This is a genomic window from Acidovorax cavernicola (assembly GCF_003581445.1).
In genome coordinates this window covers 23,627-40,499 of sequence record NZ_QXMN01000028.1, presented here as the reverse complement: position 1 = coordinate 40,499, position 16,873 = coordinate 23,627, and the positions used below count along the sequence as shown (strand labels likewise).

Below are 16,873 nucleotides of genomic sequence, written 5' to 3'. Positions count from 1 at the left end.
CCGACGCATCAACGCCCGCCTGCGAGTTCGAGGGGCGCTGCGCGGCGCAGCAGGTGCAGGTAGCCGGGCTGCACTTCCATGCGCGCCGTCGCGCCCTGGCGCTGCAGCAGCCGGTGCGCCTTCGGCAGGCTCCAGCAGGGCAGGTTGGTGAACATGTGGTGCTCGCAGTGGTAGTTGACCCAGTAGGGCGCCACGAAGATGCGTTCGAGCCAGCCGGCGTGCGTGGTGCGCGCCTGGCGCAGCGGATCGGCCTCGTTCTGCGCCACCAGCGCATGCTCGGCGATGTTGCGCACACGGCTCACGAGCGGCAGCCAGGTCGCCATCGGCAGCAGCCACATCAGGACCCAGGCCCACCCGTAACCGGCCAGCGCGAAGGCCAGCAGGCCCAGACCATTGCCGATGAGAAAGCGCCGGTCCTTCGCCAGCTCACGCCCGAACACGCGCAGCGCCGATTCACCCGGCGCACGCTGGCGGATGCCGTCGGCGATGTGGCCGAAGCGCTGCTTGTAGAAGGTCTGGCCGCTCAGGTCGCGCACGACCTTGCGCCACATCGAGTCGCGCGTGATCGGGAAGGGCGCCGACAGCACGAGGTCCGGGTCTTCGGTCTGCTGCACGAAGCGGTGGTGCTGCAGGTGGTAGGGCCGGTAGTCGCGCATCGTGGGCGAGCAGAGCCAGTAGCCCACCCAGTCGTTGACCTTGCGGTTGCGGTGCAGCCCCGCGTGCGCGGCGTCGTGCATGAGGATGAACAGGCCCAGCTGGCGCGTGCCGACGATCGGCACCATGAGCGGGATGGCCCACGGCCACACGATGCCCACGAGCATCGCGGCGCCGATCACGCCCCAGCAGTGCGCCACCAGCCACAGGCCCCGCCATGACGAGCGCGCGGTGAGCGATTGCCACTCGTCGGGGGTAAAGAAATCGTCGGGTTGAGCGCGGGGTGCGGCGGCCATCGGGCCAGTATGCGGCGAAGGCGCCGGGAGATCACGCGTAGTTCCCCGATGGGAGTGCGCAGCGGCGAGGCCCTTCGGCCTACTTGTCGATGATCTTTCGGGCGAAAACCTCGAGGTAGTCCATCAGGCGCTCGGCGCCCGCGATGGCCGCGGCCTCGTTGCCGGTGGCGATGCCCTGCGCCAGTTCGAGGTGCGCGTTCGCACCCTCGACGATCTCGCCCTCGTGCTGGTACGCGTACCAGAAGCGCCGGCACTGCACGATGAGCGGCACCACCGCCTTCACCGCCGAGTCGTTGTGGCTCGCGTGATGCGTGACGAGGTCGAGCGCGCGGTCGGCCTGCATGTAGTCGTTCAGGTCGCCGCGGCCCGCGGCCTCGACCATGGCCTCGGCGCAACGCACGATGGCCTGGCGCTGCGGCCCGGTGGCACGGCGCGCGGCGCAGGCGGCAATCAGCTGCTCGAGCACGCGCCGGGTCTGGATCACGTCCAGGTGATCGGCCAGGTCGATGGTCGACACCAGCAGGCCGCGGCGCGGCTGCTGCACGATGAGGCCGATCGACACCATGCGCATCAGCGCCTCGCGCACCGGCGTGCGGCCCAGGCCTGTGCGGTCGGCCAGCTCGGTCTCGACGATCTGGCTGCCGGGTTCCAGCTGCATGGTCGACAGCAGCGCCTCGATGGCGTCGTAGGCCAGGTCGGCCGCGCGGCGCTTGGGCGGAGGTCGGGTGACGGTCTTCGGGGCGGCCATGGTGGGGGAAAGCTTGTGCGTGTGCCTGTGCGGATGCAAGGCCGTCATTGTCGGGCGTCGCCGGACGCTGCCAGCCCGGCCAGTGTCGCAATGCGGACCGGCACCAGCGGCGGGCGCGGCGCGGGCGGCGTCCAGCCGAACAGGAACTGCGCTGCATCGCCGCAGACGCGCCCCTGGCAGGCGCCCATGCCGCAGCGCCGGTGCAGCTTGGCATCGGTCCAGCCGGTGCAGGCGGAGAGGGCGGACAAGGGCACGTCCTCGCAGCGGCACACGAGCGTGTCGGGGCGCGGCAGGGCCTTGAGGTGGTCGGCCAGTGCAAAGCGGCGATGCAGTTGCGCGGCGAAGGCGTTCCAGCGGGCGCGTTCACCGTCGTGAGTGCGGGCCTTGGCGGCTTCGCCGACTGCCGCGTGGCCGGCGATAGTGCCCTGCACCAGCGCGCGCTCGCTGCCGCCGAAGCCGGTGCACTCGCCGGCCGCGTAGATGCCATCGACGCTCGTGGCCTGCAGCGCATCGACCGCGATGCCCGGCCCCGCGAGCGCGCAGCCGAGCAGCTGGCCCAGCTGCGTGTTCGGCGTGAGCCCGAAGCCGCAGGCGATGCGGTCGCAAGCCAGTTCGACCTCGCGGCGGCCTTGCAGCAGCCGCACCGATTCGACCTGCGTCGTGCCCTGCGCCGCGAGCACACGCGACGCGGTGCGGTAGCGAACATCGGCCAGCGTGAGTGCCTGCACAGCCTTGCCGGGCCAGCGCACGAGGCCGATGCCGAACGCCGCGACCGACGCGAACGAAGCCTGCTCGGCGATGCGCAGCACCTGCGCGCCGGCCGCCTTGGCGGTGGCTGCGGCAGCGAGCAGCAGGGGCCCGCTGCCTGCAATGACGGTGCGCTCGCCTTCAACCGGCAGGCCAGCTTTGATCAACGCCTGCAGGCCGCCCGCGCCCGTCACGCCGGGCAGCGTCCAGCCGGGGAAGGGCAGCAGCAGCTCGCGCGCGCCGGTGCACAGGATGAGCTTGTGCCACCGCATGCGCGTCGCGCCCTCGGCGTCTTCGAGCAGCAGTTCGCGGGAGGAGGGCGCAGCGACAACGCGCGTGCCGCTGCGCACGCGGATGTTCGCGTGGCGAGCGAGCGCCTCGCGCCAGCGGCGCGCCGCCGACGGCAACGACGCGACGGGGCCGTCGCGCCAGATCTGTCCGCCGGGCACGGGGTTGTCGTCGATCACCACGACCGACGCGCCACTGGGCGCCGCCGCCACGGCCGCGGCCATGCCTGCGGGGCCCGCGCCGACGACCAGCACATCGCACGCGTCGAACGCAATGCCGCTCATGCCGTCGTCTCCACGCGCATGCCGTCGGCGCACACGGTCTGGCACGCGAGCCTGCGACGCCCGTCGACCTGCACGCGGCATTCCTGGCACACGCCCATGCCGCAAAACGGCGCGCGCGGCTGGCCGGTGACCGAGGTGCGCGCGGTGCCCATGCCACCCGCGATACCTGCGACACGCAAGGCGGCGGCGACCGAGCTGCCCGCTTTCACGCGCACCAGCTGGCCATCGATGTGCAGTTGCGTCTGATCGCTCACGCCACCTCCCGCAGGCCGCGCGGCGCATACGGCGCGGCGTCGAAATCGGGTGCCGTGCCGGTCATCAGCGCCGCGAGCACATGCGCGCTGCCCGGCGCCGTGGTCACACCCAGCCCTTCGTGGCCGACCGCGAGCCAGAGCTTCTCTCGCCACGGGTGCCTGCCCAGCAGCGGCAGGCCGTCGGGCGAGGCGGCGCGCAGGCCGGTCCACGAACGCAGGGCGTTCAGGTCGGCGAGCCCCGGCAGGTAGTCGAGCGTGCGCTGCAGCATGCGCGCGAGCATCGGCGCCTCGACAGTCATGTCCGTCGTGTCGAACTGGCGCGACGAGCCGACCAGCAGCTGCCCCGTGGGGCGCGGCTGCACGTTGAAGGCGACCGAGTCGCCGTCGCTGTGGTGCGCGCTGGTCACGTAGCCCAGCTCGACGAGCTGGTGGTGCACCGTGCCCGGGTAGCGGTCGGTGATGAGCAGGTGGCCCTTCTTCGGGCGGATCGGCAGTTCGGGGCACAGCGTCGTCGCCTCGATGCCGTTGGCGAGCACGATCTGGGGCGCGGAGCGGCGGCTGCCGTCGGACAGGCGCAGCGTGCCGTCGCTCTCGATGGCCTCGACCTTTACGTGTTCGACCTGCACCGATGACGCATGCTGCGAAAGCAGCCAGCGCGCCGCATTCGGCGCATAGAGGATGCCGTCGCCCGGCACTTCGAGCGCGCCCGACAGGCCGGCGCGCAAGGCAGGCTCGGCGCGCGCGAGTTCGCCGGCGGTCAGCAGGCGGCTCGCGATGCCGAGCGCGCCCAGCCGCTGCTGCTTGCGTTCGGCCTCGGCCATTTCCTCGTCGTTCGCCGCGATCCAGAGCGTGCCGCAAGGGCTGTAGGCGCAATCGGTGCCCAGGCGCGGGGCGAGGGCGCGCCATTGCGCGACCGAATGGCGGCTGAGTTCAAGCTCGGCCGCGTTGTCGTCCATCACCACCAGGTGACCCATGCCCGCGCCGGTGGCGCCGCCGATGCGGGCATCGAGCACGCGCACACGGCGACCGGCCTGCGCCAACGCATGGGCACACGCCGCGCCGACGATGCCGGCGCCGATGACGATGACGTCCGCGTCCATGCGCTCCGGCGTCAGAGGCGAATGCCCCAGCCGAAGGGATCTGCGTCTTCGATCAGCAATGTGGCTTCGGCGCTGATGTGCGCGCGGCCGCGCAGCGTGGGAATGACCTGGCCGCCGTCCATCGCGTAGCTCGCCTCGAAGACGCTGCCGATCACGCTGGCCTGCTTCCACACCGCGCCCGGCGCGAGCTTGCCGTCGGCCGCGAGGCAGGCGATCTTGGCGCTGGTGCCGGTGCCGCAGGGCGAGCGGTCGTAGGCGTTGCCGGGGCACAGCACGAAGTTGCGGCTGTCGGCGCCGGCATCGTCGTTCGCGAAGAGTTCGATGTGGTCGATCTCCGCACCATTCGCGCCCGTGATGCCCTGCGCCGCCAGCGCCTGGCGCAAGGCGGCCGTGTAGTCGATGAGCGCCGCGAGGTTGTCGCTCGCCACGCGCTGGCCGTGTTCGCTCACGAGGAAGAACCAGTTGCCGCCGTACGCCACGTCGCCGCGCACGGTGCGGTGGCCCGGCAGATCGACCGCCACCTGGTGCAGGTGCCGGTACGCGGGCACGTTGCGCACGCTCACCGAACCGTCTTCGTGCAGGGTGGTCGTCACCGTGCCCACGGGCGTCTCGATGCGGTGCTCGCCCACGCCGATGCGCCCCATGTGCGCCAGGCTCGCGACCAGCCCGATGGTGCCGTGGCCGCACATGCCCAGGTACCCGGCGTTGTTGAAGAAGACCACGCCGGCCGCCGCATCGGGCGACACCGGCTCGCACAGCAACGCGCCGACCACGACGTCGCTGCCGCGCGGCTCCAGCACGGCCGCCGCGCGCCACTGGTCGTGTCGCTCGGCCAGCAGCGCGCGGCGCTCGGCCATGGAGCCTTTCCCCAGATCGGGAAAGCCGCCGATCACAAGGCGCGTGGGCTCGCCGCCCGTGTGCGAGTCGATGACCTGGATGCGTTGCATGGGTGTGCGGCTCAGTAACTGGCGATGGGCACGGGGGCCGCGTTCTTGAACGTGAAGACGGTGATGGGCGCCTGCTTCATGTTGCCCTTGTCGTCGTACGCGTAGGTGGCGGCCACGCCCTTGTAGGTGGTCTTGTAGAGCTCGGCGCCGACCTTGTCGGGGTCGATGGCGTTGGCCTTCTTCATCGATTCGCCGATGAACATCACCTGGTCGTAGTACGAGGCTGCGTACGCGTCGGGGTCGACGTTGAAACGCTTCTTGAACTTCTCCTTGAAGGCCGGGCCGCTTTGCGCCTTCTCGAGCATGGAGCCGCCCTGCGCGCAGAACACGAGGTCGTTCACCGCGTCGCCGCCGATCTTGCCGGTGGCCGGGCTGCACACGGTGTCGCCGCCCAGCAGCTTGCCGGGCACGGCCAGCTGCTTCATCTGGCGCGCCATGGGCGCGGCCTGCGGCGCATAGCCGCCGAAGAAGATGGCCTCGGGCGCCTTGCCCTTCATGTTGGTGAGGATGGCGGTGAAGTCCACGGCCTTGTCGGTGGTGAACTCCTGGCCCACGATGGTCAGGCCCTGCTTCTTCGCTTCCTTGGTGAACTCCTCGGCCAGGCCCTGGCCGAAGGCGGTGCGGTCGTCGATCACGCCGACCTTCTTCACCTTCATTTCCTTGGCCGCGTACACGGCCATGGCGCCGCCGATCTGGTTGTCGCTCGCGATGATGCGGTACAGGTTCTTGTAGCCGCCCTGCGTGACTTTCGGGTTGGTACCCACGGTGGACACCAGCGTGCCGCCGTCGCTGTAGATGCGCGAGGCCGGAATGGCCACGCCCGAGCAGTACGGACCCATGACGAACTTGATGCCGTCGTCGACGAACTTCTGCGCCACGCTCACGCCGGTCTTGGCGTCGCACTGGTCGTCTTCGGAGACCAACTCGAACTTCAGCGTCTTGCCGCCGACGCTGAGCTTCTTCGCGTTGAGTTCCTCGATGGCCAGGCGGATGCCGTTTTCGTTGTCCTTGCCCGCGAAGGCGTTGGGCCCCGACAGCGGACCGCTGTGACCGATCTTGACCACCTGCTCCTGTGCCTGCGCGGGACTTGCGACAGCCAGGGCCACGAGGCCCGCGAGACTGAGTGAGGAAACCATGCCTGCTTGTGACTTCATGCTTCTTCCTAAGGTTGGGGACAACGAAAACGAAAGGGACGGACCGCGACTACATGACCGACTGGTACTGCGCGGGCCGCGTGGCCAGCGCCTTGGCGACGACCTTCTCGATGAAGGCGCGCTCCTCGCCGATGAGCGGCAGGCGAGGGCGGCGCATGTGCTCCGTGCCCACGCCGACCAGGAAATCGATGAGCTTGAGGTTTTGCACCAGCTTGGTCGAAACGTCCAGATGCAGCATCGGCGTCATCCACTGGTACAGCTTCAAGGCTTCAGCAAACTTGCCGGCCTTCATCAGGTCGTACAGCGCCACCGTCTCGCGCGGGAACGCGCAGCCCACGCCGGCCAAGAGGCCGTCGCAGCCCAGCGCCAGGCCTTCGTAGGCCAGGTCGTCCACGCCCAGGAACAGCTGGTAGCGGTCGCCCACGGTGTTGCGCAGGTCGGTGATGCGGCGGATGTCGTCGGTGCTTTCCTTGATGGCGGCGATCCACTCGCAGTCGGCCAGCTCGACCATGTGCTGGGGCTTGAGGTCCACGCGGTAGGCCACCGGGTTGTTGTAGACCATGATGGGTTTTTGCGCCGCGTTGGCGATGGTGCGCACGTTGAGCATGGCCTCGCGCGCGTCGGCCACGTAGATCACCGAGGGCATGACCATGTAGCCGGCCACGCCCAGCTTGTTGGCCCCGTCGACGTAGCGCAGGGCTTCGCGGGTGCTGGTCTCGGACACGTTGGCCAGCACGGGGATGCGGCCGTCGGCGGCTTCCAGCGCGATCTTCGCGACCTGCAGCTTCTCTTCCAGCGTCAGCGTGCTGGCTTCGCCCAGCGACCCGCAGGTGACGAGGCCGTGGATGCCGTTGCGGATCTGGAAGTCGATGTGGCGGGCCGTGCCTTCGGCATCGATGCTTTCGTCGGCGTGGAACTTGGTGGTGATGGCGGGAAAGATGCCTTGCCAGCGGGGATTGCTCACGTGATCGCTCCTTGAAGATGTGCGGCGGGATGCCTTCGTGCTTTAAATATATTAAGCACATATCTCATGGATATCTGTGGGGCAAGCGCTCTTTCGGGCCGGGGGCTTCTGTGATATTTGTGAAGAAACGCTGGCCAGGGCACCCCCAGCGTGCCCACGTGCGCAGGGCATCGGGTACTCCCCGCAGCGAAATAAAGGAGGAGGGGCGCAGCCCCGGGGGACATTCGCGGAGGGGAGTACCCGATGCCCTGCGCACGCGCCCCGAACGGGCGCGCAAATCAACGGAAACGGTCAGTCGACCTTCGCCCCCGAGGCCTTCACCACCACCCCCATCGCATCCCAGTCCGCACGCAGCAACTTCTGGAACGCTTCAGCGCTCTGGCTGCGCGGCTCCACGCCCAGGCGCTTGAAGCGTTCCTGGATCGCCGGATCGGCCAGCACCTTGTTGGCCGCCGCATTGATGCGCTCGACCTCGGCCTTCGGCGTGCCCGCCGGCGCCAGCAGGCCGATCCACGAATCGAAGGCATAGCCCGGCAGGCCGCTCTCCGCCACGGTCGGCAGCTTCGGCAGGAAGGGGCTGCGCGACTGGCCCGTGGAGGCCAGCAGCTTCATGCGCGCGTCGTCCTGGAAGCCCATCACGCCGATGCTCGACGAGATCACCGCCTGCACGCGGCCCGCGAGCACCTCGTTCACGGCCTCGCCGGTCGACTTGGTCGGGATGTGCGTCATCTGCAGGCCCGCCTTCGCAAGGAACGACGCCATCGCCAGGTGCGTGGCGCTGCCGTTGCCGGCCGAGGCGTAGTTGTACTTGCCGGGGTTGGCCTTGACCTCCTTGATGAAGTCGGCCGTGGTGGCCACGTTCATGCCGCTGGCCACCGCCAGCACATAGCCCGCGTTGCCCACGTTGGCCACGCCGACGAAGTCCTTCAGCGGGTCGTAGGGCAGCTTGCTGTACAGAAAGGCCGCGATGTTGTGGCTGGCCGCCGCCAGCACCAGCGTGTTGCCGTCGGCCGGGGCCTTGGCCACCACCGCCGCGCCCACGGTGCCGCCCGCGCCCGCGCGGTTCTCGACGATGGCGCTGCCGCCGAGCGCCGCGCCCAGCTCGTTGTTGAAGGCGCGCGCCACCGTGTCCTGCACGGCGCCCGTGCCGAAGGGCACGATGATGTGGATCACGCGCTGCTGGGCATGCGCGGCGCCCAGGCTGCACAGGGCCATGGCGGCGGCTGCAACCGCAGCCAGCGAACGTCGGGTGAACAGGGTGGAAGTCATCGAGGTGGCCGCTTTCATCGTCAACAGGAAGAAGAAACTGACTCAGGCGCCCGACGGCAGCCAGCGCTGCACCAGCTTCACGAAGTAGCTGGCACCGATCGGGATGATCTCGTCGTTGAAGTCGAACGAGGTGTTGTGAATGATGCAAGGGCCGGGCCCGTGGCCGTCGAGCCGGTGGTCGCCGTCGCCATTGCCCAGGAAGGCGTAGCAGCCGGGCCGCGCCAGCAGCATGTGAGCGAAGTCTTCGGCGCCCATCACGGCCGGGAAGTCGTCGGTGACCATGTCGTCGCCCACCACCTCGCGCATCACGCCGGCGGCAAAGCGCGCCTCGGCCGCGTGGTTCACCACCGGTGGCGACGAGCGACGGAAGAAGATGTCGGCCGTGCAGCCATGCGCCATCGCCACGCCCTCGGCCACTTCGCGCAGGCGCGCCTCGATCTTGTCGATGGCCTCGATGGAGAAGGTGCGGATCGTGCCGCCCACCGAAGCCTCGTCGGGAATCACGTTGGGCGCGTCGGAGCCCTGCAGCTGCGTGACCGCGAGCAGGGCGCGCTCGGTGCTCGGGATGGTGCGCGGCACGATGGTCTGCAGCTGCTGCGCCAGCGTGACCACCGCGGCCACCGGGTCGATGCCCGTGTGCGGCATCGAGGCGTGCGTGCCGCGCCCCCGCAGCGTGACCTTGTAGGTGTTGCTCGACGCCATCAGCGCGCCTTCGTTGAGCGCGAAGCGGCCCACGTCGCCGACCGGGAAGTTGTGCAGCGCGAACACCGCGTCGCACGGAAAGCGCTCGAACAGGCCCTCGTCGATCATCTTCTTAGCGCCCGCCTTGCCCATCTCTTCGGCGGGCTGGAAGATGAAATGCACCGTGCCGTCGAAGTCGCCGGGCCCTTGCCGCGACAGGTGCCAGGCAGCGGCCAGCAGCATCGTCGTGTGGCCGTCGTGCCCGCAGGCGTGCATGCGGCCCGCGTGGGTGGACTTGTGGGCGAAGTCGTTGGCCTCGTGCAAGGGGAGGGCGTCCATGTCGGCGCGCAGGCCGATGGTGCGTGGGCCCGTGCCCTTGCGCAGCACGCCGACCAGGCCCGTACCCGCGATGCCGCGGTGCACTTCGATGCCCCATTCGCTCAGCAGGCTCGCGACCTTCTCGGAGGTGCGGTGCTCCTCGAAACCCAGCTCGGGGTGGGCGTGGATGTCACGCCGGATGTCGACGAAACGGGTGGCGTGGGCGGCGAAGGCGTCGACAAGATTCATGGCGGCTGCGAGATCGTTCGAGACAGGAAGCGAACGATTCTGTCGCAGCCGCCCGCGCGGCGCATGCTGGCTTACGCGAGGCCCTGCCAATCAGCCCAGCCGGCCTTCCTCGCGCAGCTTCGCGCCGATGCGGCGGATCTCGGCCTCGCCCTGGTCGAGCGTCGCGCGGCTCGTGTGCACCGAGTAGTGGCCCATCACCAGCTCGTGCGGATGCGGCACCGCCGAGCCGAGCACGAAGGCCGTGTCGCCCTGCGCCACGAAGTCGAGTGCCGCGTCGGACTCTTCGAACACCGCCAGCTCACCGGCAACGACCGGGCCGGCGGCGCTGTAGCCCGCATCGAGCCGCCCGGCATTCACCGCCACCCAGCCCACCGTGTGGCCGGCGGGCGGCGTGTAGCGCCAGCGTTCGCCGTCCTTCAGGTGCACGGCCAGGTAGTTCATCGGCGAGGGCGCGGGAATGGGGCTCTGCGCCGCGCCGTAGCGCCCGAGCAGCACACGCGCCGGGCCTTCCTGCGGCACCTGCGAGGGCGCGAGGTACATGCTCTGCGCGGGTGCGTTTTCCTCGGCGGCCGGCAGCGCCACCCAGAGCTGGAAGCCCTGCACGCGCGTCACGCCCGGCGCCGGAGCGCCCGTGTGCCACACGCCGTTGCCCGCGCGCATCCATTCGACGCCGCCGCCGCGCAGCAGGCCTTTCTCGCCGGTCGTGTCCTCGTACAGCGTGTCGCCTTCCATCAGCCAGGTCAGCGTCGCGATGCCCGAATGCGGATGCAGGCCGAAGCCCTTATGACCGCCCGTGGTGTCGAAGCCGAACAGGTCGAGGAACACGAAGGGCTTGAGGTATTCGCCCAGGTCGCCGGGGCTCATGAGCCGCGTGATCGCGCCATGCCTGGCGCCGCGCGTGCGGTAGACGATGGCGCGGGTGTCGGTGGCAACGGCGGTGGTCATACAGCCTCCCGTGCAGTCTTCAGTGCCTTGGTCCACCAGGCCATGTCGTCGAGCAGGCCCGTGGCCGACTGCGCCAGGTGCGGGAAATCGTCGAAGGACTTGCCCTGCTGCCAGATGCCCAGGAACTCGACCATGCCGATGTGCACCGCATGGCGCACCGGCGCCATCTGCATCTCGACCGCAACCAGCCGCAGCTGCTCCACCGCCCGCGCCGCGCCCACGCCGCCGTAGCCCACGAAGCCGATCGGCTTGCGGATGAACTCCTTGTAGGCCCAGTCGATCGCGTTCTTCAGCACCGCGCTCGGGCCGTGGTTGTATTCGGGCGTGACGACGATCAGCCCATCGAAGGTGGCCAGCTTGGCCTGCCATCGCTGCGCGGCCTCGTTCTTCACCGGGCCCCAGGCGGGCGCGCCGGCTTCGTTGAAAAAGGGCAACGGGTGGTCGCGCAGGTCGACGAGTTCGAAGGCCAGGTCGGTGCGCTGCTGGGCGATCTGGTGGATCCACTGCGCGGGCTTCTCGCCGAAACGCCCTTCGCGGGTCGAGCCGAGGATGATGCCGATGCGGGGTTGCTGTTGCTGCTGCTGCTGTGCGGTCATGGGGTGCTTGCTCCTGAAAAGGGGGTGATCGAAGGCCGGGAGGCCATGGACTGAAGGTTAGGCACGCATCCATTGATCGACTAGACGGTAGAGTTGGATTGAACTCGTCCAGATTTGGAAGGAATCCAGACCATGCTCGACCTCAACGACATCGCCGTCTTCGTGCAGGTGGTGCGCCACGGCAGCTTTGCCGAGGCCGGTCGGCGGCTGGGCCTGCCGCCCAACACCGTGAGCCGGCGCATCCAGCAGCTCGAAGCGCAGCTGGGCACCCGCCTGCTGCAGCGCTCGACCCGCAAGCTCACGCTCACCGGCGCCGGGCAGGCGTTTCACGAGCGTTGCGCCGAGGCGGTCGACGGGCTGGTCGAGGCCGGGCAGGCACTCATCACCGGCAGCCAGGAACCCAGCGGCCGGGTGCGCGTGGCCGCGACGGCCGATTTCTTCGACTTCTTCCCCATGGAATGGGTGGCCGACTTCTTGGCCGCATACCCGCTGGTGCGCGTCGAGTTCGTGCTCAGCGACGCCCGGGCCGACCTGATCGCCGACCAGATCGACATCGCCTTCCGCGGCGGCGCACTGCCCGACTCAGGCTACGTCGCCCGCCAGCTGCTCGGCCCGCGCACCGACGGCCTGGTGGCCAGCCCCGCCTACCTGGCCGCGCGCGGCACGCCCGCCACGCTGCGCGACCTGGCCGACCACGACTGCGTGACCCCCGCCCACCCCAGCGGCCGCACCACCTGGCGCCTGACCGGGCCCGAGGGCAAAGAGGAAGAAGTGCAGGTCGGCGGCCGCTTCGGCGCCAACACCGCGCAGGCCCTGCGCAAGGCAGCCCTCGCCGGCCTGGGCATCGCGCTGCTGCCGCCCGCCATGGGCCGGGCCGATGTGGAAGCCGGGCGGCTGGTGCCGGTGCTGCCGCAGTACCAACGCACCGGGCACGGGCTGAGCGTGGTCTACCCGAGCCGAAAGCACCTGCCGCTGGCGGTGTCGGCGTTCATCGGGGTGGTGACGCAGAGGTTGCGGGAGGAAGAGGCGTTGCCGGATGTGTGGCGGGCACGGAAGACCTGACTTCAGGCCAGGATCGATTTCCACAGAAAATGCCCGCCATGAAAATCGAAAAAGACACCGTCGTCACCCTCAAGTACAAAGTCGCCGATGCCCAGGGCAAGCTCATCGAAGCCAGCCCCGAGCCGATGGCCTACCTGCATGGCGGTTACGAGAACACCCTGCCCAAGATCGAAGAGGCGCTCGCCGGCCAGGAAAAGGGCTACCAGACCACGCTGAACCTCGCCCCCGAAGACGCTTTCGGTCTGCGCGACGAGACGCTGGTGCGCAGCATCCCCAAGACCGAGTTCCCGCCCGGCGTGAAGGTCGGCGGCCAGCTGCAGGGCCGGCTCGACGACGGCCGCGAGCACGTGTTCACCGTGATGAAGATCAAGGGCCCGGTCGTGCTGCTCGACGGCAACCACCCCTGGGCCGGCAAGGCGCTGAAGTTCAGCCTGCAGGTGACGGATGTGCGCGAGGCGCTGCCGGTGGAGATCGAGCACCGGCATGTGCATGGGGCGCACGGGCACCATCACTGATGGAGCGGCTGACGAACGCCGAGGGCCGCGCGGCCCGGCGTTCGCCTCGTCAGTTGCCTCTTACTTCTTCTTCCAGAACTTCGGCGCCTCGCCGATCCTCTCCAGCGCCTCGCGGCACGCCTTCGCCCCCGCCGCGCGGCGCGCGCTGAACCAGCCGACCGCGAACCACGCGCGCGGATCGCGCGATGCGACCTCGCGGTACAGCGCGAGCGCCACGGCCTCGTCGTTGAACTCGCCCAACGCGTCCTGCGCGGGGCGCAGGGCTTTCAGGTAGCGCTCTGCCGCGCCCTTCTTCTTTTTGTTGCTGCCTTCCGTCTCGGCGAACAGAGGCGCCGCGAACTCCGCCAGGTAGCGCAGGCGCTTGAGCCGCTTGCGCGCGCGGTGCTGGTCTTCGGTGGCGAGCGACTCGAAGCGGCGGCCGTCGCGCACCGCCTGTTTGTGCAGACGCTGGAGCCGTCCGCGCAGCTGCTGGCGGGCCTCGTCGGGGGCGAGTGGCGCCGGGTCTTCCGGCTTCGAGGCAGGCGTGGCCGCAGTGAAACCGATCAGCGACACCAGCACGTTCTGGAACGCCGCAGCACGCACGATGTCGCCGGGTGACGATGCCGACGGCGCTGCATCACCCGCCAGCGGATCGACCTCCGGCGCGCCCGCCTCGCGCAGTCGCGGCTGGGCCAGCTTCACGACCTGTTCGCGGTCGCGCAGGTCTCCGAGTGCGCGGAAGGCATCGACCAGCGGGGGCTCCCAAGTGGCGGCGTCGAAACGGCTTGCATCGGCATCGAGCCCCGCGAGTTCGCGCAGCGCGGTGCGCAGGCGCCGGATGCCGATGCGCAGCTGGTGGATCTGTTCCTCGTCGGTGCTGCCCGCGGCGATCTCGCTGGCGTTGGGCAGCATCTGGGCCAGGCATGACGCGACCACGGCCTGCTGGATGGCGCGGCCGTCCGGCGCTTGCGCGGGAAAGCGCGGCGCTTCGGCCTTGACGGCGGGCTCCGTCTCCTGCGCGGCCAGCAGGCGCATGCCGCGCTCGGCCTTCGAGACGGTGCTGAACCACAGGCCGTGCTGCTGCGACCAGCGCCGTGCAAGCGCCACGAGCCCCTGCACGTCGCCACTCTTGAGTTCGAGTTCCAGCTCGCACACGGGCGAGCTGCGCTGCGCGGGCGTGCCCGCGTGCACGGCGACTTTGCCGACGTCGAGCGCCATCTCGACCACGGCGCCGCCGGGGCCGCTCACGCGCACGTCGCGCGTGAGCCGCACGATGTCGGTCGACTGGCGCTCGACCAGCGGCACCGCATCACCGCCATCGGCCGGTTGCAGCAGGCGGGCCAGGCGCTCGCCGACGGGTGTGCCGGCATGGCGTGCGGGGTCGATGGCGGGCGCGGCGGCGCCGGTGCCCAGGTCGACGTTGTGTTCGAGCCGGTGCAGCGCGTTGTCGCCGGTGGCCTTGACGGTCTGCACCCAGCGCGGCCCCTCCTTGCGCAGGCGCAGCACCATGCCGTCGCCCGAGAGGCGCTGGTCGGCGGTGTCGAAATAGCGGGCCTGAAGCCGCGTGCGCACGACGGCGCCGCGCCGCAACGCGGCTTCGACGGCCTTCAGGCGGCCGGCGGGAATGCAGAACTTGAACTCGATTTCCATGGCGGCCATGATGCCCGCTCTTTTTTCAGCGAGGCAAGAGACCGCCAAGGAAAAAGGGCGTCGATGGCCACTCGGGCCACGAGCCCGTGCTCAGCGCCCCAGGTCTTTCGCGGACACGCCCGCGATGCCCCAGTTTTCCTTCGGCACGTCCTGCAGCCAGACGCGCACGTTCTCCTTCGGTGCATCGATGGCTTCGACGATGGCGCTCGTCACCTTTTCGATGAGCGCGCGCTTCTGGGCCTCGGTGCGGCCCTCGATGAGATAGATCTGTGCAAACGGCATGGTGTGTCTCCTTGCTTGCGTGGTCAGACGAAGCGCAGGCCGACGCTGCCCATGCCCTGCACCTTGAGCGTGACGGCGTCGCCCGCCTGCACGGCCACGGCCTCGGTGATGCCGCCCGACAGGATCAGCGTACCGGCCGGAATCTCCTCGCCGCGCGCGCCGAGGTGATTCGCCAGCATCGCGATGGCCGCGGCCGGATGGCCCAGCACCGCGGCGCCCGCGCCGAAGGCCACGGGCTCGCCGTTCTTCTCCAGCACGATGCCGACGGTGCGCAGGTCGACCTCGCTCGCGGGCAGCGCGCGCCCGCCGACCACGAAGCGCGAGGCCGAGGTGTTGTCGGCCACCACGCTCTTGAGGTCGAACTTGAAGTCGCGGTAGCGGCTGTCGATCACCTCGATGCCGGGCAGCACGAAGTCGGTGGCGGCGAGCACGGCGGCGATGTGGCAGCCCGGGCCCTTGAGCGCGCGCTTGGTGACGAAGGCGATCTCGGGCTCGACCTTCGGATGAATCAGCTCGCTCACCTTGCATTCGCCGCCCTCGGGCAGGGCGAAGTTGTCGGCCATGAAGCCGAACACCGGCGTGGTCACGCCCATCTGCTTCATCTTGGCGTGCGAGGTGAGCCCGGCCTTGAGACCGATGATGCGCTGGCCGCGCGCGAGCTTGCGGCGGCGGATCTCGTTCTGGATGGCGTAGGCGTCGTCCCAATCCATCTCGGGATGCTCGTCGGTGATCTTGGGCGTGTCGCGGGCTTCCAGCTCGCAGGTCTCCAGGTGCTCGGCGAGCGCGGCGATGGTGTTTGCATCGAGCTTCATGCTGCCACCCCTTGCTGCACAGCCTGGCGCGCGCGGGCCAGCGTGATGGCCGTGTCTTCGATCATGTCTTCCTGGCCGCCGACCATGCCGCGCCGTCCCAGCTCGACCAATATTTCCCGAGCAGGCACGCCGTACTTCTTCTCGGCGCGCTTGGCGAACAGCAGGAAGCTCGAATACACGCCCGCGTAGCCCAGCGTGAGCGAGTCGCGATCGACGCGGATCATGTGGTCCATGATCGGCACGACGCGGTCTTCGGCCACGTCCTGGATGCGGAACACATCGACGCCGGTCTCGATGCCCATGCGGTCGCACACGGCGACGAACACCTCCATCGGCGTGTTGCCCGCGCCCGCGCCCAGGCCAGCCGCGGCGGCGTCGATGCGGTTGGCGCCGGCCTCGACGGCAGCGACCGAGTTGGCCACGCCCATCGCGAGGTTGTGGTGGCCGTGAAAGCCCAGCTCGGTGTCGGGCTTGAGCGCCGCGCGCACCGCGCCGATGCGCGCCGTGACGTCGCCCGGCAGCATGTAGCCGGCCGAGTCGGTCACGTAGATGCAGTTGGCGCCGTAGCCTTCCATCAAGAGCGCCTGGCGCACCAGCAGCTCGGGCGAGGCCATGTGGGCCATCATGAGGAAGCCGACCGTGTCCATCTCGAGCTTGCGCGCCATGGTGATGTGCTGCTCCGACACGTCGGCCTCGGTGCAGTGCGTGGCCACGCGCACGGTGTGCACGCCCAGGCCGTGCGCCATGCGCAGGTGGTCGACGGTGCCGATGCCCGGGATCAGCAGGGCCGAGACCTTGGCCTGATTCATCAGCGGGATCACGGCGCCCAGGTACTCCTCGTCGGAGTGCGCGGGAAAGCCGTAGTTGACCGAGCTGCCGCCCAAGCCGTCGCCGTGCGTCACCTCGATGAGCGGCACGCCGGCTTCATCGAGGCCCGTGGCGATGTGCTTCATCTGGTCGAGCGACATCAGGTGGCGCTTGGGGTGCATGCCGTCGCGCAGCGTCATGTCGTGCAGGGTGACGCGGCGGCCCTGGAGATGGGTGTTCGTCGTGGTGGGAGTGGTGGTCATGGGGTGTGC

General features: G+C 69.5%; 18 protein-coding genes. 2 read left to right on the top strand and 16 right to left on the bottom strand.

The annotated features are described in order from the left end of the window. Positions 1 to 8: 8 nt before the first annotated feature. From D3H34_RS20675 to D3H34_RS20620, 12 genes are all read right to left on the bottom strand, one after another. Positions 9 to 950, bottom strand: a complete 942-nt coding sequence (locus D3H34_RS20675) for a fatty acid desaturase family protein (protein ID WP_119556124.1) — start codon at positions 948 to 950, stop codon at positions 9 to 11. Between the two features lie 79 nt (positions 951 to 1,029). Then, positions 1,030 to 1,698, bottom strand: coding sequence for a GntR family transcriptional regulator (locus D3H34_RS20670; RefSeq protein WP_286185991.1), 669 nt, complete (start codon positions 1,696 to 1,698; stop codon positions 1,030 to 1,032). A gap of 44 nt (positions 1,699 to 1,742) precedes the next feature. Beyond that, a complete protein-coding gene (locus D3H34_RS20665) occupies positions 1,743 to 3,017 on the bottom strand; it encodes an NAD(P)/FAD-dependent oxidoreductase (RefSeq protein WP_119556122.1) in 1,275 nt (424 codons plus the stop codon). Continuing rightward, positions 3,014 to 3,271 carry a (2Fe-2S)-binding protein gene (locus D3H34_RS20660; protein WP_119556121.1) on the bottom strand — a complete coding sequence of 86 codons (258 nt, stop codon included), beginning with the start codon at positions 3,269 to 3,271 and terminating at the stop codon, positions 3,014 to 3,016. Before D3H34_RS20660 ends, D3H34_RS20665 begins: the two co-directional genes overlap by 4 nt. Next, positions 3,268 to 4,371: an NAD(P)/FAD-dependent oxidoreductase gene (locus tag D3H34_RS20655; protein ID WP_119556120.1), complete on the bottom strand. Its 1,104-nt coding sequence runs from the start codon at positions 4,369 to 4,371 to the stop codon at positions 3,268 to 3,270. Before D3H34_RS20655 ends, D3H34_RS20660 begins: the two co-directional genes overlap by 4 nt. A gap of 11 nt (positions 4,372 to 4,382) precedes the next feature. Then, the gene (locus tag D3H34_RS20650; RefSeq protein ID WP_119556119.1) at positions 4,383 to 5,318 is read right to left on the bottom strand and encodes a 4-hydroxyproline epimerase; all 936 of its coding nucleotides are present in this window, start codon (positions 5,316 to 5,318) and stop codon (positions 4,383 to 4,385) included. A gap of 11 nt (positions 5,319 to 5,329) precedes the next feature. Then, a complete protein-coding gene (locus tag D3H34_RS20645) occupies positions 5,330 to 6,472 on the bottom strand; it encodes a branched-chain amino acid ABC transporter substrate-binding protein (protein ID WP_119556118.1) in 1,143 nt (380 codons plus the stop codon). 49 nt (positions 6,473 to 6,521) lie between these two features. Next, a complete protein-coding gene (locus D3H34_RS20640; protein ID WP_119556117.1) occupies positions 6,522 to 7,436 on the bottom strand; it encodes a dihydrodipicolinate synthase family protein in 915 nt (304 codons plus the stop codon). 291 nt (positions 7,437 to 7,727) lie between these two features. Further along, a complete protein-coding gene (locus tag D3H34_RS20635) occupies positions 7,728 to 8,705 on the bottom strand; it encodes a tripartite tricarboxylate transporter substrate-binding protein (RefSeq protein ID WP_119556168.1) in 978 nt (325 codons plus the stop codon). 42 nt (positions 8,706 to 8,747) lie between these two features. Continuing rightward, entirely contained in the window at positions 8,748 to 9,953 is a 1,206-nt protein-coding gene (locus D3H34_RS20630) for a M20 aminoacylase family protein (protein WP_119556116.1), read from the bottom strand. Positions 9,954 to 10,043: 90 nt separating this feature from the next. After that, positions 10,044 to 10,898, bottom strand: coding sequence for a pirin family protein (locus D3H34_RS20625; RefSeq protein WP_119556115.1), 855 nt, complete (start codon positions 10,896 to 10,898; stop codon positions 10,044 to 10,046). Continuing rightward, positions 10,895 to 11,494 carry an NADPH-dependent FMN reductase gene (locus D3H34_RS20620; protein ID WP_119556114.1) on the bottom strand — a complete coding sequence of 200 codons (600 nt, stop codon included), beginning with the start codon at positions 11,492 to 11,494 and terminating at the stop codon, positions 10,895 to 10,897. Before D3H34_RS20620 ends, D3H34_RS20625 begins: the two co-directional genes overlap by 4 nt. A 132-nt stretch (positions 11,495 to 11,626) precedes the next feature. Between D3H34_RS20620 and D3H34_RS20615 the strand changes: the two genes are divergently transcribed. Together D3H34_RS20615 and D3H34_RS20610 are read left to right on the top strand one after the other, a co-directional pair. Continuing rightward, complete coding sequence (locus D3H34_RS20615) at positions 11,627 to 12,556, top strand: LysR family transcriptional regulator (protein ID WP_119556113.1); 930 nt, start codon at positions 11,627 to 11,629, stop codon at positions 12,554 to 12,556. 38 nt (positions 12,557 to 12,594) lie between these two features. Next, positions 12,595 to 13,071, top strand: coding sequence for an FKBP-type peptidyl-prolyl cis-trans isomerase (locus D3H34_RS20610; protein WP_119556112.1), 477 nt, complete (start codon positions 12,595 to 12,597; stop codon positions 13,069 to 13,071). A 60-nt stretch (positions 13,072 to 13,131) separates the two neighbouring features. Here the strand turns inward: D3H34_RS20610 and D3H34_RS20605 are convergent, their stop codons facing one another. From D3H34_RS20605 to dmpG, 4 genes are all read right to left on the bottom strand, one after another. Next, a complete protein-coding gene (locus D3H34_RS20605; protein ID WP_119556111.1) occupies positions 13,132 to 14,709 on the bottom strand; it encodes a CYTH and CHAD domain-containing protein in 1,578 nt (525 codons plus the stop codon). A gap of 81 nt (positions 14,710 to 14,790) precedes the next feature. Continuing rightward, on the bottom strand, positions 14,791 to 15,009 hold the full coding sequence (gene thmT / locus D3H34_RS20600; protein WP_286186006.1) for a 2-hydroxymuconate tautomerase: 219 nt from the start codon (positions 15,007 to 15,009) through the stop codon (positions 14,791 to 14,793). Beyond that, positions 15,006 to 15,794, bottom strand: a complete 789-nt coding sequence (gene dmpH / locus D3H34_RS20595) for a 2-oxo-3-hexenedioate decarboxylase (protein WP_119556109.1) — start codon at positions 15,792 to 15,794, stop codon at positions 15,006 to 15,008. Before dmpH ends, thmT begins: the two co-directional genes overlap by 4 nt. Then, complete coding sequence (gene dmpG, locus D3H34_RS20590; protein ID WP_119556108.1) at positions 15,791 to 16,864, bottom strand: 4-hydroxy-2-oxovalerate aldolase; 1,074 nt, start codon at positions 16,862 to 16,864, stop codon at positions 15,791 to 15,793. The genes dmpH and dmpG overlap by 4 nt, the downstream gene beginning before the upstream one ends. Between the last annotated feature and the right edge of the window lie 9 nt (positions 16,865 to 16,873).

What these genes read in the sequence shown, in the direction of transcription:
- D3H34_RS20675 (WP_119556124.1), bottom strand. Translation starts at nt 950, where the DNA reads ATGGCCGCCGCACCCCGCGCTCAACCCGACGATTTCTTTACCCCCGAC.
- D3H34_RS20670 (WP_286185991.1), bottom strand. Translation starts at nt 1,698, where the DNA reads ATGGCCGCCCCGAAGACCGTCACCCGACCTCCGCCCAAGCGCCGCGCG.
- D3H34_RS20665 (WP_119556122.1), bottom strand. Translation starts at nt 3,017, where the DNA reads ATGAGCGGCATTGCGTTCGACGCGTGCGATGTGCTGGTCGTCGGCGCG.
- D3H34_RS20655 (WP_119556120.1), bottom strand. Translation starts at nt 4,371, where the DNA reads ATGGACGCGGACGTCATCGTCATCGGCGCCGGCATCGTCGGCGCGGCG.
- D3H34_RS20650 (WP_119556119.1), bottom strand. Translation starts at nt 5,318, where the DNA reads ATGCAACGCATCCAGGTCATCGACTCGCACACGGGCGGCGAGCCCACG.
- D3H34_RS20645 (WP_119556118.1), bottom strand. Translation starts at nt 6,472, where the DNA reads ATGAAGTCACAAGCAGGCATGGTTTCCTCACTCAGTCTCGCGGGCCTC.
- D3H34_RS20635 (WP_119556168.1), bottom strand. Translation starts at nt 8,705, where the DNA reads ATGACTTCCACCCTGTTCACCCGACGTTCGCTGGCTGCGGTTGCAGCC.
- D3H34_RS20630 (WP_119556116.1), bottom strand. Translation starts at nt 9,953, where the DNA reads ATGAATCTTGTCGACGCCTTCGCCGCCCACGCCACCCGTTTCGTCGAC.
- D3H34_RS20625 (WP_119556115.1), bottom strand. Translation starts at nt 10,898, where the DNA reads ATGACCACCGCCGTTGCCACCGACACCCGCGCCATCGTCTACCGCACG.
- D3H34_RS20620 (WP_119556114.1), bottom strand. Translation starts at nt 11,494, where the DNA reads ATGACCGCACAGCAGCAGCAGCAACAGCAACCCCGCATCGGCATCATC.
- D3H34_RS20615 (WP_119556113.1), top strand. Translation starts at nt 11,627, where the DNA reads ATGCTCGACCTCAACGACATCGCCGTCTTCGTGCAGGTGGTGCGCCAC.
- D3H34_RS20610 (WP_119556112.1), top strand. Translation starts at nt 12,595, where the DNA reads ATGAAAATCGAAAAAGACACCGTCGTCACCCTCAAGTACAAAGTCGCC.
- D3H34_RS20605 (WP_119556111.1), bottom strand. Translation starts at nt 14,709, where the DNA reads ATGGCCGCCATGGAAATCGAGTTCAAGTTCTGCATTCCCGCCGGCCGC.
- dmpH (WP_119556109.1), bottom strand. Translation starts at nt 15,794, where the DNA reads ATGAAGCTCGATGCAAACACCATCGCCGCGCTCGCCGAGCACCTGGAG.
- dmpG (WP_119556108.1), bottom strand. Translation starts at nt 16,864, where the DNA reads ATGACCACCACTCCCACCACGACGAACACCCATCTCCAGGGCCGCCGC.